Origin of the sequence: Streptomyces sp. NPDC048419, from assembly GCF_043200415.1 — a bacterium.
GTDB lineage: Bacteria > Actinomycetota > Actinomycetes > Streptomycetales > Streptomycetaceae > Streptomyces.
The window spans coordinates 403382-418447 of record NZ_JBICXT010000001.1 but is presented as its reverse complement, the minus strand read 5'-3'; the positions used below and the strand labels follow the sequence as shown (position 1 = coordinate 418447).

Annotated in this window: 12 protein-coding genes; 5 read left to right on the top strand and 7 right to left on the bottom strand. The window is 72.5% G+C overall.

All coding sequences use genetic code 11. From position 1 onward, the window contains the following. The first annotated feature begins 126 nt into the window (after positions 1 to 126). A complete protein-coding gene (locus ACGFYN_RS01830; protein ID WP_393863731.1) occupies positions 127 to 1248 on the top strand; it encodes a winged helix DNA-binding domain-containing protein in 1122 nt (373 codons plus the stop codon). A 26-nt stretch (positions 1249 to 1274) separates the two neighbouring features. Here ACGFYN_RS01830 and ACGFYN_RS01825 read toward each other — a convergent pair whose 3' ends face one another. After that, positions 1275 to 1922: a LysE family translocator gene (locus tag ACGFYN_RS01825; protein WP_393863730.1), complete on the bottom strand. Its 648-nt coding sequence runs from the start codon at positions 1920 to 1922 to the stop codon at positions 1275 to 1277. 66 nt (positions 1923 to 1988) lie between these two features. Between ACGFYN_RS01825 and ACGFYN_RS01820 the strand changes: the two genes are divergently transcribed. Beyond that, complete coding sequence (locus tag ACGFYN_RS01820; protein ID WP_393863729.1) at positions 1989 to 2855, top strand: LysR substrate-binding domain-containing protein; 867 nt, start codon at positions 1989 to 1991, stop codon at positions 2853 to 2855. Between the two features lie 120 nt (positions 2856 to 2975). Here the strand turns inward: ACGFYN_RS01820 and ACGFYN_RS01815 are convergent, their stop codons facing one another. From ACGFYN_RS01815 to ACGFYN_RS01805, 3 genes are all read right to left on the bottom strand, one after another. Further along, positions 2976 to 3767, bottom strand: coding sequence for a S1 family peptidase (locus ACGFYN_RS01815; RefSeq protein ID WP_393863728.1), 792 nt, complete (start codon positions 3765 to 3767; stop codon positions 2976 to 2978). A 204-nt stretch (positions 3768 to 3971) separates the two neighbouring features. Beyond that, a complete protein-coding gene (locus tag ACGFYN_RS01810) occupies positions 3972 to 6773 on the bottom strand; it encodes an AAA family ATPase (protein ID WP_393863727.1) in 2802 nt (933 codons plus the stop codon). A 159-nt stretch (positions 6774 to 6932) separates the two neighbouring features. Beyond that, positions 6933 to 7766, bottom strand: a complete 834-nt coding sequence (locus ACGFYN_RS01805; RefSeq protein WP_393863726.1) for a response regulator transcription factor — start codon at positions 7764 to 7766, stop codon at positions 6933 to 6935. A 112-nt stretch (positions 7767 to 7878) separates the two neighbouring features. Here ACGFYN_RS01805 and ACGFYN_RS01800 point away from each other — a divergent pair, with 112 nt between their 5' ends. Together ACGFYN_RS01800 and ACGFYN_RS01795 are read left to right on the top strand one after the other, a co-directional pair. Beyond that, positions 7879 to 9555: an AMP-binding protein gene (locus tag ACGFYN_RS01800; protein ID WP_393863725.1), complete on the top strand. Its 1677-nt coding sequence runs from the start codon at positions 7879 to 7881 to the stop codon at positions 9553 to 9555. Then, the gene (locus ACGFYN_RS01795; RefSeq protein WP_393863724.1) at positions 9552 to 11141 is read left to right on the top strand and encodes an AMP-binding protein; all 1590 of its coding nucleotides are present in this window, start codon (positions 9552 to 9554) and stop codon (positions 11139 to 11141) included. The genes ACGFYN_RS01800 and ACGFYN_RS01795 overlap by 4 nt, the downstream gene beginning before the upstream one ends. A gap of 47 nt (positions 11142 to 11188) precedes the next feature. Here ACGFYN_RS01795 and ACGFYN_RS01790 read toward each other — a convergent pair whose 3' ends face one another. Further along, a complete protein-coding gene (locus tag ACGFYN_RS01790; protein ID WP_393863723.1) occupies positions 11189 to 11878 on the bottom strand; it encodes a hypothetical protein in 690 nt (229 codons plus the stop codon). A gap of 187 nt (positions 11879 to 12065) precedes the next feature. Here ACGFYN_RS01790 and gcl point away from each other — a divergent pair, with 187 nt between their 5' ends. Next, entirely contained in the window at positions 12066 to 13850 is a 1785-nt protein-coding gene (gene gcl, locus ACGFYN_RS01785; protein ID WP_393863722.1) for a glyoxylate carboligase, read from the top strand. 85 nt (positions 13851 to 13935) lie between these two features. Here gcl and ACGFYN_RS01780 read toward each other — a convergent pair whose 3' ends face one another. Together ACGFYN_RS01780 and ACGFYN_RS01775 are read right to left on the bottom strand one after the other, a co-directional pair. Continuing rightward, a complete protein-coding gene (locus tag ACGFYN_RS01780; protein ID WP_393863721.1) occupies positions 13936 to 14595 on the bottom strand; it encodes a TIGR04222 domain-containing membrane protein in 660 nt (219 codons plus the stop codon). A 60-nt stretch (positions 14596 to 14655) separates the two neighbouring features. Continuing rightward, on the bottom strand, positions 14656 to 14895 hold the full coding sequence (locus ACGFYN_RS01775) for a hypothetical protein (RefSeq protein ID WP_393863720.1): 240 nt from the start codon (positions 14893 to 14895) through the stop codon (positions 14656 to 14658). Between the last annotated feature and the right edge of the window lie 171 nt (positions 14896 to 15066).

Sequence of the window (15066 nt, the reverse complement as noted above, 5' to 3'; positions counted from 1 at the left end):
TGCCGGTGACCGGCGTGATCCCGGGCAGGATATCCGGGACGTACGACACCGCGGTGGCCTGCGGGTCCGGGATCCGGTGAGAGTTGCGGACAGCGGGTGTCCGCAAGCACGGCTAGCGTGCGGAGCATGACGAAGCGGAGCATGCCGAAGACGACGACCGCGACGGGCCCAGTGCTCAGCACCCGCGACCTCAACCGTGCCACTCTGCAACGGCAGTTGCTGCTGCGCCGGTCGCCGCTCGACGCGAAGTCCGCCGTCGGGCATCTGCTCGGGCTCCAGGCGCAGAACGTCAAGCCGCCGTACTACGCGCTCGCCGCCCGGCTCGACGGCTTCCGCCCCGAGGAGCTGTCCGCGCTGATGGCGGACCGCGAGGTCGTCCGCATCGTCACCATGCGCTCGACCATCCACACCCACACCGCGGACGACTGCCTCACCCTGCGCCCGCTCGTCCAGCCGGCCCGGGACCGCGAACTGACCGCCTTCCGCAAGGGACTTGCGGGTGTCGAGCTCGGCCGGCTCGCCGCGCTCGCCCGTGCGCTGGTCGAGGCCGAGCCGCGCACCATGAAGGAGCTGCGCGAGGCCCTGCAGGCCGAGTGGCCCGACGCCGACCCGCAGTCCCTCGGCATCGCCGCCCGCTGCACGCTCCCGCTCGTCCAGGTCACCCCGCGCGGGCTGTGGGGCAGGAGTGGACAGGTCGCCCTGACCACCGCCGAGCACTGGCTGGGCCGCCCTGCCGAGGCGGCTCCGGCGGTGGACGAGACCGTCCTGCGCTACCTCGCCGCCTTCGGCCCCGCCTCCGTCAAGGACATGCAGACCTGGGCCGGACTGACCCGGCTGCGCGAGGCCTTCGAGCGGCTGCGCCCGCAGCTCGTCACCTTCCGCGACGAGAACGGCGTCGAGCTCTTCGACCTCCCGGACGCGCCCCGCCCCGACGCGGACACGCCCGCCCCGCCCCGCTTCCTGCCCGAGTTCGACAACCTGCTGCTCTCGCACGCCGACCGCACCCGGGTCATTCCCGCCGAGCACTGGGGCCGCAGCTGGGCGGGCAACATGGTGCACCGCACCTTCCTCGTCGACGGCTTCCTGGCGGGGGTGTGGAAGCTGACGGACGACGCGCTCGTCGTCGAGCCCTTCGGCACGCTCGCCAAGCGCGATGGGGAGGAGCTGGTGCAGGATGGGGCGCGGATGCTCGCGACCATGCATCCGCAGTCGTCGTACGACATCCGGTTCGGGACCGTGATCCCGTAAGGCCGGATGCCGCGACCCGGTGACGGTCAGTCGGCGCGGCCCGTCACCGCCACCGTCAGCCCCAGCCCGATCATCGTGCACCCGCCCGCGCCGCCGATCAGCGACAGACGGCGCTCCGAGCGGGCGAACCAGGCACGGGCCGCCGACGCCGTCAGACCCCAGAGGGTGTCCGTGACCAGGCCGATCGAGATCGGGACCAGGCCGAGCAGCAGCATCTGCAGGGGGAGGCGGCCCGCCGAGTGGTCGACGAACTGGGGGAGCACGGCGGCGAAGAACACCACCCCTTTCGGATTGGTGACACCCACCAGTGCGCCGTCCAGCACGGTCCGCAGATCACCGCGCGCCGGCTCGTCGGACCGGGCGCTGATGGCCGACGCCTTCAGCTCCTTGCGGTGCCGGAAGGCGTGCACGCCCAGGTACACGAGGTAGGCCGCGCCGGCCAGTTTCACCGCCAGGTAGACCGTCACCGAGCGCTCCACCAGCGAGCCGATGCCGACCGCGACCGCCACCACCAGCAGATACGAGCCGAAGACGTTGCCGATCGCCGTCGCCACGGCGGTGCGGCGGCCGTGGGCGAGTGCCCGGCCGATGACGAACAGCACGCTGGGCCCCGGGATCACGATGACCAGAAGGGACATCGCGGCGAAGGCGAGGAAACGGTCCGTGGACACCATGCGTATCACTCCCATCCGGGCGCTCATTGAAACAGGGCCCGCCGACTCCCCTCTAGAGTCGGGTCCATGGAACTGCGGCAGCTCGCCTGCTTCGTCACGGTCGCCGAGGAGCTGCACTTCGGACGGGCGGCCGAGCGTCTGCACATCGTCCAGTCCGCGGTGAGCATGCAGATACAGCGTCTGGAACGGGAGCTGGGCGCCGAGTTGTTCGACCGGACCCCGCGCCGCGTGCGGCTCACGGCGGCGGGGCAGCGCCTGCTGCCCGAGGCCCGGACGGTGCTGGCCGCGGCCGAGAAGGCGCGTGCCGCGGTCGCCCCGCCGCCGGGCCTCAGACTCGGCACCGGCAGGGGACCCGGCACGCGTCTGGACCGGGTGCTCGCCGCGTTCGCCCTGCGGGCGCCGGACGTGCCCGTCGCGCTGTTCGCGCTCCCGGCCGGCGAACGGCTGGCCCGGGTCGCGGGCGGGCAGCTCGACGCCGCGTTCGTACGGGCGGTCGAGCCGGTGCCGGGCGTACGCGTGCTGCCCCTGTGGCCCGACCCCCTGGTGGCCGCGCTGCCGGCCGCGCACCCGCTCGCCGCACGCGAGGAGATCGGCGTAGGGGATTTGGCCCGGCTGCCGCTGAGCCTCACCGAGCGCCGCAACAACCCCGCCCTCGTCGACCTGGTCGTCGGAGCCTGCCGCGAGGCCGGCTTCGAGCCGCTGCCCGGACCGGCGGGTCCCTCCCTGCGCGACACTCTCGCCGCTGTCGGCACCCGGCGCTCGTGGACGGTCGTCTACGCGTCCCACGCGCGCGTGCTGCGCAGCCCCCGCGTCGCCTTCGTGCCGTTCCGGGCACCGGGCCTCGCCCTGCCGACGGGCCTCGCCGTGCCCGCCACCGCCCCGCCCCCGCACCTGGACGCCCTGCTGCTGGCCTGCGGCGACCACGAGAGCTGATCGGCGGGCAGCCCGCGAGCCGGCCCGCGCGCACTGGAAAGGGGGCGCTGCGGGCTGCTCGTGGTAGCCCGCAACGCCCCCTTGTCTCTCACCTGAGGGGTGCTCAGGAGTCCTTCCGGGTCATGAGCCGATCTGCTCGGTGACCAGGTCGGAGAAGGTGGCCAGCCGGGTGTAGACACCCGGGTAACCCGCCTCCGCGCACCCTTCGCCCCAGGAAGTGATCCCTGCCAGGACGCCCCCGATGAGCAGGGGACCGCCGCTGTCGCCCTGGCAGGTGTCTACGCCGCCGGAGGAATATCCGGCGCAAACCATGTCGGACTGGACGAAGTCCGAACCGTAGGAGCTCTTGCAGCCCGAGTCGGCCACGACGGGGACGGTCGCGGTCCGCAGCTGGTTGGAGGAGCTGCCGTTCTCCGAGGTGGTGCCCCATCCGAGGATGCGGGCGGTGGTACCGGCCGCGTACACCGAGGTGTCCGCGGACGTGACGTACTTGGCCGCCGTGTACGGCATGGACGTCGAGAGCGTCAGCACGGCGACGTCGTCGCCCTTGGTGGCATCCGTGTAGTCGGGGTTCACCCAGATCTCGCTGACCTTGCTGATGGTGCCGTTGGTGCCGTTGAGGTAGGTGCGGCCGCCGACGACGCGGACGGCGGACGGGGTCTCCCCGGCCATGCAGTGGGCTGCGGTGACCACCTTGGTGGCCGAGACGAGGGTGCCGCCGCAGAACTGGTTCTGCGAGGCGTCGGTGATCTGCATGACGAAGGGATAGGCCGTTGTGGTGGTGGTCGTGCCGCCCACGATGGGCTGAGGCGCGGCTGCCGCGGAAGGCGCGCCGAGCAGTGCGGTGGCGGCCGCCGCGGCGGTCGCGGCCACTGCTGCAGCTGCCTGTCTGGCACGGGTTAGCCCGAACATGAGTCTCCTCAACGGGGGTTGCCGGTGGGGGGTCGCACGGGTGGGGGCGTAGCACGGGGGTCGCGGGACCGACCCCCGTATGCCCGGGCGAGCGGCACGTCCATCACGCTAGGACCCGGAAGCCCCGGCTCCCAATGAGGGAACCCCCTAGCGGGTTGGGGTGAGGGAAAACCCTCGGTCCGCCTCAGTTAACCTGGCGCGCCGTCACTTCGCGCGCCGTGCCGCCGCCAAACGGACGATGTCCACGCGCGAGCGGATCCCCAGCTTGCGGTACACCCGGGTCAGGGTCGCCTCGACGGTCTTCACGCTGATGAACAGCCGGGCGGCGATCTCCCGGTTGGTCGAGCCCTCCATCACGAGCGCGGCGACCTGGCGTTCCATCGAGGCGAGACCTTCCAGGCCCTCCGACGTGGGGGCCGGGGCGATCGGTTCCACCCGGCTCGTCGCGGCGGCCGCCTCCACCTGACGCAGCCACGGCAGCGCCCGGCAGCGACGGAACAACCGGGCCGCCTCGTCGTACGACGTCGGTCCCGGCCGGCCGGGGCGCAGCGACGCCAGCGCGAACGCGGCCCGCGCCTCCTCCAGGCCGTACCCCAGCTTGCCCAGCCGGTCCTGTGCCGACGTCAGCTGGGCGAGCGCGGCCTCGTGTTCCCCACGCGCGGCCCGCACCAGCGCCTCGGCCCGGTCCAGCACCCCCAGCACGCTCTCGCGCCCGAGCCGCAGCGCATGGGCGCGCGCCACGTCGAGAAGATGCTGCGCCTCGTCGACCTCGCCGGTCCGTACGAGCGCCTCGGCGAGGTCGCCGTGCCAGCGGCCGCGGGCCGGGTCGGTGATGCCGAGCCCGCGCTCCAGTTCCCGCACCCGGCGCAGCGAGCCCACCGCGCCCTCGGTGTCCCCGGCGACCAGTTGGGCGTGCCCGAGCGCGGTCAGTCCCCGCGAGACGTACATCTGGTCGCCGGCCTGCTCGGCCTGCTCCACCGCCTCGCGTGCCAGCGCCAGTGCCCGTTCCGGGTCGCCGCCCGAGGCCTCGGCGAGGGAATCGAGCACGGCGGACGGTATCTCGCCGATCCCGGAGTCACGGGCCAGCCGCATGCTCTCCCGGGCCAGGTCGAGGGCCCGGCCGCAGTGCCCGGAGCGCAGTTCGGTCTCGGCGAGCAGGCGCACGAAGTGCACCTCGCTCTCGACCATGCCGCGCCGGCGCACCTCGCGCAGCAGGGCGTTGACCGTGCTGCGGGCCTCGGGCAGCTGGTCGCTCATGATCAGCCAGCGGTAGCGGGTCGCGCCCGCCCCGTTGTGGTGGCACGCCACCTGCGGGTCCTGGGGTTCCTTCAGCGCGCGCTTGATGGTCGCGGGGGCGTCCGGGTGGCCCATCAGGGTCTCGGTCTGCGCCTGGAAGGCGAGCGCGAGGAGCTCGGTGCGGCGGTCGCCGGCCCGGGCGGCGAGCTCCGCCGCGTGCGCGGCCTCCTCGCGGCCCTCCGCGAAGTCGCCCTCCACGACCAGTCCGCGCCAGGCCAGCTGGTAGTGGACCAGGGCGAGCAGCCCCGGGTCGTCGCCGGCGTCCGCGAGCGCCTGGGGGTAGACCGTGTCGACGTCGCCGAGGGCCTGCCCGGCCGCCTCGATGACGACCATCCAGGCCCGCACCCGGTCCGCGGGCGCGGTGGCCCGGGTCAGCACGTCGCGGGCGATGTCCCGGGCGAGGTCCACCTCGCCGGCGGTGATCGCGTCCTCGGCCGCCTGGAGCCGGCGCTCGTCCGGGCCCGGCTCGTCGTCGGCGGGGGTGTGCCGGGCGGCGAGCAGTCCGAGCGACGCGGCGACCGAGGGCGCCCCGCGGTCCCGGGCCAGGGCGGCGGCCTCGGCCAGGCGGGCCGCGGCCTCCGGGTCGGCGCCGGTGGTCGCGAGGGCGAGGTGGCGGGCGCGCTCGATCGGGTCCGAGGCGGCCGTGGACAGCGCGGCGTGCGCGGCGCGCCGCTCCTGCGCGGGCGCCTCGGCGTACAGCGCGGCGGAGACCAGCGGGTGCGCGAAGCGTACGGCGGGGCCCTCCGGTTCCGTTGCCAGCAGCCCGAGTTCGGCCGCCTGGACCGTCTCGGCCTCGGCGTTGTCCCGGCCGGCCGCGTGCAGCAGGGCCAGTGTGGGCCGGGCGCCGGCGCTGGCCACCAGGAGCGTGCGGCGGGCCTCGTCGGAGAGCAGGTCCAGCCGGTTCAGTACGAGGGTGCGCAGCGAGGTGGGCACCGGCAGCGGCTCGCCGGGCCGGGGCGGAGTCGGGTTCTCGGCCAGGGCGCGGCCCAGTTCGAGGGCGAAGAGCGGGTTGCCGCCGCTGGTGCGGTGGATGTCGCGGACCGTGGAGCGGGGCAGGCCGGTGTAGCCGCGGTGGTCGAGCAGGGCGGAGACCTGGCCGCGGGAGAGTGCGCCGAGCCGGACGGCCAGGGTGTCGGGCGGCGACGCGGCCAGGTGCCGGTCGTACTCCTGGCCCTCGGTGCGCACCGCGCACAGCAGTTGCACCGGGGTGTCGCCGAGCCTGCGGGCGGCGAAGCCGAGCAGCTCCGCGCTCGCCGAGTCCAGCCACTGCAGATCGTCGGCGACGAGCAGGACGGGGCCCTCGGCGGCCAGCGTGCGCAGCACGGAGAGCACGGCCAGGCGCAGGGCGAGGCCGTCGCGCTGGAGGGTGGACTCGCCGCGGCCGGTGAGCGCCGACTCCAGGGCCGTGCGCTGGGCGGCCGGGAGCTTGTGGGACACCTCGTCCGCGACCAGCCCGAACAGGTCCGCCAGCGCCAGGAACGGGAGATGTGATTCGGACTCGGTGGCCGAGCAGCGCAACACCGTACGGTCGGCCGTCCCGTATTCGGAGGCCAATGCCCGCAGAGCGGTCGACTTTCCTATTCCGGCGGGGCCGTGGAGCAGCACGCTGCCGCCGCGGGCGAGCTGCTCGCGCGCCGCGTTCAGCAGCTCCTCCCGGCCGATGACCAGGTCGGGGCGGCTACGGGCAGGCTCGCTGAAGTCCCCTCGCACGGACCGCTCCCCTCCACGTGTCGTGTCCCCACCAAATTCTAGGCAATGTCTCTTTGAAATCCGGACGGACGAGGCGGTGAGGGATATAACAATGGTGCAGCATGGGGAAATTCAAAGCTCGACCGCATGAATAGATGACCTTCGAGGCAGCGGCCCCGGCTACGGCAGCAGCCCGGTGCGCCGCGCCGCGGCGACCGCCTCCCCCCGTGTGTGCGTGCCCAGTTTGCGCATGGCCGACCGCAGATAGCTCTTCACCGTCTCCGGGCGCAGCCCCAGCCGCTCCGAGGCGGCCGCGTTCGTGGCCCCGGCCGCGACCCAGGCGAGCACGTCCAGCTCACGAGGGGCCAGCCGCACCGGCCCGCCGGCGGCCTCCGGCGTCAGCAGCTCGCACGCGTCGAGCAGCTCCGCCCGCAGCGCCGGGTCCGCGATCCGCGGCGCCAGCGCCCGCAGCGCCGCGTGCGCCTCGCGCACCTGCTCCCAGGCGGCGCCCACGGCGGCGTCCGGCGCCTGCTCGGTGCGGGCGGCCGCCGCCAGGCTGCGCGCCTCGTCCCCGACGGCCAGCGCCTGCTCCACGTCCCGCGCCACCACCATCGCGGCGTCCAGCGTGCGGTCGCCGAGGGGCTGGGCGGTGCGCAGAGCGCCGTAGAGCACACCCCGCACCCGGCGTCGTACGACCACCGGCACCGCGAGGATCGACCGCAGGCCCTCCGTGGCGACCGGGATGTCGTACTCGTGGCTGATCTGCGGCGACGAGCGGTAGTCCGTGACGGCGCACGGCCGGGCGAGCGCGACCGCCCGGCCGCCCAGGCCGTTTCCGGAGCTCACCGGGAGTCCGCTCAGCGCGACCGTGGCCGCGCCGTTGAGTTCGCTGATGCGCACCTGGTGTCGGCCCGCCTCCACCAGCCCGCCGAAGGCGACCGGGAGCCCGGTGGCGCGCCGCAGCCGTACCAGGGCGTTGCGTATCTCGACCGCTCCGGCCGTCTCTGCTGTCACCTGCTTGCCCTTTCCTGCAGCACACACCCCCGTTCGGGGGTAGTGAGACCTGCATCACGGATTACACGATGGCAGAGAGCCGCCCGGCAATGGTCCGGCATGAGGAGGACAGATGACGACGGCGACGGAGCTCTTCCGGGGCGCCCGGGATTTCCTGCTGGAGCACCGCGATGACTACGCGAAGGCGTACGAGGGGTTCAGCTGGCCCAGGCCCGAGCACTTCAACTGGGCGCTCGACTGGTTCGACGTCATCGCCGAGGGCAACGACCGCACCGCGCTGCACATCGTCGAGGAGGACGGCACCGAGGTCCGGGTCACCTTCGCGGAGATGGCCGAGCGCTCGGACAAGGTGGCCAACTGGCTGCGCGACCGGGGCGTCGGAGCCGAGGACCGGGTCCTGGTCATGCTCGGCAACCAGGTCGAGCTGTGGGAGACCGCGCTGGCCGCGATGAAGCTGCGCGCCGTGGTCATCCCGGCCACCCCGCTGCTCGGCCCGGGCGACCTGCGCGACCGCGTCGAGCGGGGCCGCGTCCGGCACGTCGTCGCGCGGGCCGAGGACGCCGCCAAGTTCGACGACGTCCCCGGCACCTACACCCGCATCTGCGTCGGCGGACTGCCGGTGGAGGGCTGGGAGCCGTACGAGGACGCGTACGCCGTCGCCCCCGCCGAGTTCCTGCCGGACGGCCCGACGCTGGCCGACGACCCGCTGATGCTGTACTTCACCTCGGGCACCACCGCCCGCCCCAAGCTGGTCGAGCACACCCACACCTCGTACCCGATCGGCCATCTGTCCACCATGTACTGGATCGGGCTCAAGCCCGGCGACGTGCACCTCAACATCTCCTCGCCCGGCTGGGCCAAGCACGCCTGGTCCAACCTCTTCGCGCCCTGGAACGCCGAGGCGACCGTTTTCATCCACAACTACACGCGCTTCGACGCGGCCCGGCTGCTCGCCGAGATGGACCGCGCGGGCGTCACCACCTTCTGCGCCCCGCCGACCGTCTGGCGCATGCTCATCCAGGCCGACCTGACCCAGCTGCGCGGCAAGCCGCGCGAGGCCGTGGCCGCGGGGGAGCCGCTGAACCCCGAGGTCATCGAGCAGGTGCGGCGCGCCTGGGGTGTCACCATCCGGGACGGCTTCGGGCAGACGGAGACGGCCGTACAGGTCGCCAACAGCCCCGGGCAGCAGCTGAAGACCGGTTCCATGGGGCGGCCGAGCCCGGGGTACAAGGTCGAGCTGCTGGACCCGGTGACCGGCGCGCCCGGCGTCACGGAGGGCGAGATCTCGCTCGACCTGTCGGCGCGGCCCGTCGGCCTGATGACGGGCTACCACGGCGACCCCGAGCGCACGGCGGAGGCGATGGCCCGCGGCTACTACCGCACCGGCGACATCGGCGCGCGGGACGCCGAGGGCTACATCACCTACGTCGGCCGCAGCGACGACGTCTTCAAGGCCTCCGACTACAAGATCAGCCCCTTCGAGCTGGAGAGCGCGCTGCTGGAGCACGAGGCGGTGGCCGAGGCCGCGGTCGTGCCCGCCCCGGACGAGGTGCGCCTCGCCGTGCCCAAGGCGTACGTGGTCCTCGCCGAGGGCTGGCAGCCCGGCCCCGACACCGCGAAGGTGATCTTCGAGCACTCCCGCGAGGTGCTCGCCCCGTACAAGCGCATCCGCCGGCTGGAGTTCGGGGCGCTGCCCAAGACCGTCTCCGGCAAGATCCGCCGCGTCGAGCTGCGCGAGGCGACCGCCGCCGGTTCGGACCAGGAGTACCGCGAGGAGGACTTCCGGTGAGTGAACTGTCGTACACGCACGGGACGAGCGGGACCGTCCTGCTCGGGGACACCATCGGCGCCAACCTGGACCGGGCCGTCGCGGCCTGGCCCGACCGCGAGGCGCTCGTCGACGTGCCCTCAGGGCGGCGCTGGACGTACGCCCGATTCGGCGCGGACGTCGAGCGGCTGGCGCAGGCGCTGCGCGCGAGCGGGGTGGCCAAGGGCGACCGGGTCGGCATCTGGGCGATCAACTGCCCGGAGTGGGTCCTGGTCCAGTACGCCACCGCCCGCGTCGGCGCGATCATGGTCAACATCAACCCGGCCTACCGCACCCACGAGGTCGAGTACGTCCTCAACCAGTCCGGCGTCTCGCTGCTGTTCGCCACGCTCAGCCACAAGACGAGCGACTACCGCGCGATGGTCGACGAAGTGCGCGGCCGCTGCGCCGAGTTGCGCGAGGTCGTGTACATCGGCGACCCGAGCTGGCAGGCGCTGCTCGGGCGCGCGACGCCGGACGTGACGTACGAGGCGCTGTCCTGCGACGACCCGATCAACATCCAGTACACCTCGGGCACGACGGGCTTCCCCAAGGGGGCCACGCTCTCCCACCACAACATCCTCAACAACGGCTATTTCGTGGGCGAGTTGGTCGCCTACACCGAGCAGGACCGGATCTGCGTGCCGGTGCCCTTCTACCACTGCTTCGGCATGGTGATGTGCAACCTCGCCGCCACCTCGCACGGCGCCTGCATCGTCATCCCGGCCCCCTCCTTCGAGCCGAAGGCCACCCTCGACGCCGTCCAGCAGGAGCGCTGCACCTCCCTGTACGGCGTGCCGACGATGTTCATCGCCGAGCTCGGCCTGCCCGACTTCGCCGGCTACGACCTCACCTCCCTGCGCACCGGAATCATGGCGGGCTCGCCCTGCCCGGTCGAGGTGATGAAGCGGGTGGTGGCCGAGATGCACATGGAGGAGGTCTCCATCTGCTACGGCATGACCGAGACCTCCCCGGTCTCCCTCCAGACCCGCAGGGACGACGACCTGGAGCACCGCACCGGCACGGTCGGACGGGTGCTGCCGCACATCGAGGTGAAGGTCGTCGACCCGGCCACCGGAGTGACCCAACCACGCGGCGAAGCGGGCGAGTTGTGCACCCGCGGCTACAGCGTGATGCTCGGCTACTGGAACGAGCCCGAGAAGACCGCCGAGGCCGTCGACACCGGCCGCTGGATGCACACCGGCGACCTGGCGACGATGCGCGAGGACGGTTACGTCGAGATCGTCGGCCGCATCAAGGACATGATCATCCGCGGCGGCGAGAACATCTACCCGCGCGAGATCGAGGAGTTCCTCTACGGCCACCCGAAGATCCGGGACGTCCAGGTCGTGGGCGTACCGCACGAGCGCTACGGCGAGGAGGTCCTCGCCTGCGTCATCGCCCGCGACCCGGCCGACCCCCCGACCCTCGAGGACGTACGCGCCTACTGCGAGGGCCGGCTGGCCCACTACAAGGTGCCGAGCCTGCTCCAGGTCCTGGAGGGCTTCCCGATGACCGTGTCGGGCAAGGTGCGCAAGGTGGAGCTGCGGGAGAAGTACGGGGACTGAAGTCTCCTCCGTGCGACGCGAGTTGCTTTCGGTGACGCCACCGGTGCTCAGGCGCCGGTGGCGTCCAGTTCGTCCGCCGGGCCGTTCACCGGCTGCGGGGTGCCCGTGAGGTCGAGGACGAACAGGGCGATGCCCAGGGACTCGGCGCGGGTGTGGGCCTCGTCGGCGTAGCCGGCGAGGGAGAAGTAGACGCAGTTCGCCGACTCCGTCATGGCGGTCAGCCACAGGCACTCCACGTCGCGCAGCGACGCCGGGTGCGAGGTCGGATCGACCTGGGCCACCAGTCCGCGGGCCGCGATGCCGATGCCGGACGGAGGCCGCTGGTCGGCGCGGCGGATGTCCCGGTAGCCGAGCCAGCGCAGATACACGGCGGCGGCCGTCACCGCGTCCCGGGCGGTGTGGATGGTGACGGGCCGGAAGCGGGAGCGGCGGCGCTCGGGGCGGGTGGCCGTCTTCGCCACGGCGCCCGTCTCCGCCATCGGCACGCGCAGCAGCGTGCCGCACGGGCAGCCCAGCTCCGGGCGCGGCCACTGGTCGCCGCGGCCGCAGGCGGCGCACCGCAGCGTGACCCAGCCCTCCTCCCAGGACTCGTGCGTGACGGCCGTGGCGGCCCCGTGCCGGTCCAGCAGAGGCACGACTCGTGCACCGCACACGCAGCGGTACGACGGCGCCGTGTAGTGGTGCTCGCGCCGGCAGGCCGGACAGCGCACCGGGACGCTCTCGGACATGGCCCTCATCGTCCTCCTGCGGGCGCCTGCTTGTCCGTCTCTTGACTGCCTTCCCTCACCCTCCTACATTGATTCCAGATAGTAGAAGTAATTTTCCGCATTGCGGAAACAATGTGAAAACATAGAGAAGTCGACACGGAAGAGCCACCGCGGGGCGCGACGGGAGCGAATCCGACAGCCGAAGCAGGAGTACTCCATGGCACGTATGACCGCTGCCCGCGCGGCAGTTGAGATCCTCAAGCGCGAGGGCGTCACCAACGCGTTCGGTGTGCCCGGCGCGGCGATCAACCCCTTCTACGCGGCCCTCAAGGCCGCCGGCGGCGTCAACCACACCCTCGCCCGCCATGTCGAGGGCGCCTCGCACATGGCCGAGGGCTACACCCGTACGCACGCCGGCAACATCGGCGTCTGCATCGGCACCTCCGGCCCGGCCGGCACCGACATGATCACCGGCCTGTACTCCGCCATCGGCGACTCCATCCCGATCCTGTGCATCACGGGCCAGGCCCCGACCGCCGTGATCCACAAAGAGGACTTCCAGGCCGTCGACATCGCCTCGATCGCCAAGCCGGTCGCGAAGATGGCGGTCACGGTGCTGGAGGCCGCGCAGGTGCCCGGCGTCTTCCAGCAGGCCTTCCACCTGATGCGCTCCGGCCGCCCCGGCCCGGTCCTGATCGATCTGCCGATCGACGTGCAGCTCACCGAGATCGAGTTCGACCCGGAGACGTACGAGCCGCTGCCCGTCTACAAGCCGGCCGCGACCCGCGCCCAGATCGAGAAGGCGATCGGGCTCCTGAACGAGTCGGAACGCCCGCTGATCGTCGCCGGTGGCGGTGTCATCAACGCCGACGCGGCCGAACTGCTCGTCGAGTTCGCCGAGTTGACCGGCACCCCGGTCGTCCCGACCCTGATGGGCTGGGGCATCCTGCCCGACGACCACGAGCTGAACGCCGGCATGGTGGGCCTGCAGACCTCGCACCGCTACGGCAACGCGACGTTCCTGGAGTCCGACTTCGTCCTCGGCATCGGCAACCGCTGGGCCAACCGCCACACCGGCAAGCTGGACGTCTACACGGCGGGCCGCAAGTTCGTCCACGTCGACGTCGAGCCCACCCAGATCGGCAAGATCTTCGCCCCCGACTACGGCATCGCGTCGGACGCGAAGGCCGCGCTGGAGCTGTTCGTCGCGGTGGCACGGGAGTTGAAGGCGGCCGGCAGGCTGCCCGACCGCAGCGCGTGGGCCGCCTCCGCGCAGGAGCGGAAGGCGACCCTTCAGCGCCGTACGCACTTCGACGACATCCCGATCAAGCCGCAGCGCGTCTACGAGGAGATGAACAAGGCCTTCGGGCCGGAGACCCGGTACGTCTCCACCATCGGCCTCTCGCAGATCGCCGGCGCCCAGATGCTGCACGTCTTCAAGCCGCGGCACTGGATCAACTGCGGCCAGGCGGGCCCCCTCGGCTGGACGATCCCGGCGGCGCTGGGCGTCGCCAAGGCCGACCCGGAGGCGCAGGTCGTCGCCCTCTCCGGCGACTACGACTTCCAGTTCATGATCGAGGAACTGGCCGTCGGCGCGCAGCACAAGATCCCCTACGTCCACGTCCTGGTCAACAACTCCTACCTGGGCCTGATCCGCCAGGCGCAGCGGGCGTTCGAGATCGACTTCCAGGTCAACCTGGAGTTCGAGAACATCAACTCGCCCGAGCTGGGCGTCTACGGCGTCGATCACGTCAAGGTCGCCGAGGGCCTCGGCTGCAAGGCGATCCGGGTGACCGACCCGGCCGAGCTGGGCGCGGCCCTGGAGCAGGCCAAGAAGCTCGCGGCCGAGTTCCAGGTCCCGGTGGTCGTCGAGGCGATCCTGGAGCGCGTCACCAACATCTCGATGTCGACCAGCAACGACATCGGCAACGTGACCGAGTTCGAGGAGATCGCGACCGAGCCGGGGCACGCCCCGACCTCGATCAGGACGCTGAAGGTCTGACGTAACGGGCGCAGACAGGACAAGCGCGGAGGAGGGGCGGTCCGTCCGGTGGGACGGGCCGCCCCTTCGCGTGTGCAGGCGCCCGTCACGCCGAGGCGCAACTCAGGCCGCCGCTGCCGCAGGAGGCGCCGGGCAGCGCTCGCTCCGTCGTGCCGCCGCGGCCGGTCAGCACCGCGTCCCGCGTGAAGCCCGGCACGAGCGCCGTCAGCGCCCGGTCGCCGTACAGGCGACCGCGAACAGGATCTTTTCGACCGTCAGGCCGGCCCGGTCCGCGGGCAGCGGATGCCGCGCGCAGCTCCTTCAGGGACCGGCGGGCGGCGCCGGTGCGGCCGGGCGGGAAGGCGCGCAGCAGCCCGGCGGACGCAAGCGCGTCGCGCGCCTCGGCCGGCGCTGTGCGCACGCCCCGGCGCTCCAGCAACTGGCCCATGCCCGCGGGCCGGTGGAGCGCCGCATGCACGGCGCGGGTCAGCCGTGGAAGAGCGGTGCCGGTGGCCGGTCCCGTGGTCCGCATCGTGCCCCTGCGGCCCGCGCGGACCACGCCGCGCAGATGCAGATCGAGCACCGCTACCGTGACCGCGGCGCGGCGGCCGCCCCGTACCAGAGCGATCTCGTGCGGTTCGAGCACGACCGTCGTGGACCTGGCCATCGCACACCCCCGTCGCGGAGCCCGCCGCCCCCGTGCCGGCAGGCTCCGCGTGATATCAATGTGCCCCAGGGCGGGGGCGGTTGAAGCGCGTTGAACCATGTTCAGAGGTTCTCTTGAGGATTGCGTAGACGTCCTACGTCCCCGGGCGTACGTGCGCGCTCACGCCTCCTCGTGGTGTTCCGAGAGGCCGGGCCAGTCCTCGGGCCCGCCGCCCTGCCACTCGATGAGCTCGCTGCCCTCGACGTCGGTGACGTACAGGTCGGCCAGCCGCAGGATCTCGCCCACGTCGTCCACGTGTGTGGCGATCCCCAGCGTCTCGTCGCCCTCCGTGACCCGCCGGGACCCGTCCAGGGCCGGCGAGTGCACCACGATGTGCGGATGCTGCGGTGGATGTGCCATGCCTTCAGGCTCCTGCGGAAGCAATCGCTCCGCACCCCGGACAGACCGAATCGGGGGCGGGTGGGGGGCCGGGCGCCTCCCGCGGCCGTCGGGCGGGGGGGGTTTTGGTGGTTGGCCGGCCGGGGTGGGGGGGGGGGGGGGGCCGTACGGTAGGGGCCCCCGGGCGGGGGC

Coding starts and splice junctions, on each gene's coding strand:
- ACGFYN_RS01830 (WP_393863731.1), top strand. CDS start 127: ATGACGAAGCGGAGCATGCCGAAGACGACGACCGCGACGGGCCCAGTG.
- ACGFYN_RS01825 (WP_393863730.1), bottom strand. CDS start 1,922: ATGGTGTCCACGGACCGTTTCCTCGCCTTCGCCGCGATGTCCCTTCTG.
- ACGFYN_RS01820 (WP_393863729.1), top strand. CDS start 1,989: ATGGAACTGCGGCAGCTCGCCTGCTTCGTCACGGTCGCCGAGGAGCTG.
- ACGFYN_RS01815 (WP_393863728.1), bottom strand. CDS start 3,767: ATGTTCGGGCTAACCCGTGCCAGACAGGCAGCTGCAGCAGTGGCCGCG.
- ACGFYN_RS01800 (WP_393863725.1), top strand. CDS start 7,879: ATGACGACGGCGACGGAGCTCTTCCGGGGCGCCCGGGATTTCCTGCTG.
- ACGFYN_RS01790 (WP_393863723.1), bottom strand. CDS start 11,878: ATGAGGGCCATGTCCGAGAGCGTCCCGGTGCGCTGTCCGGCCTGCCGG.
- gcl (WP_393863722.1), top strand. CDS start 12,066: ATGGCACGTATGACCGCTGCCCGCGCGGCAGTTGAGATCCTCAAGCGC.
- ACGFYN_RS01780 (WP_393863721.1), bottom strand. CDS start 14,595: ATGGTTCAACGCGCTTCAACCGCCCCCGCCCTGGGGCACATTGATATC.
- ACGFYN_RS01775 (WP_393863720.1), bottom strand. CDS start 14,895: ATGGCACATCCACCGCAGCATCCGCACATCGTGGTGCACTCGCCGGCC.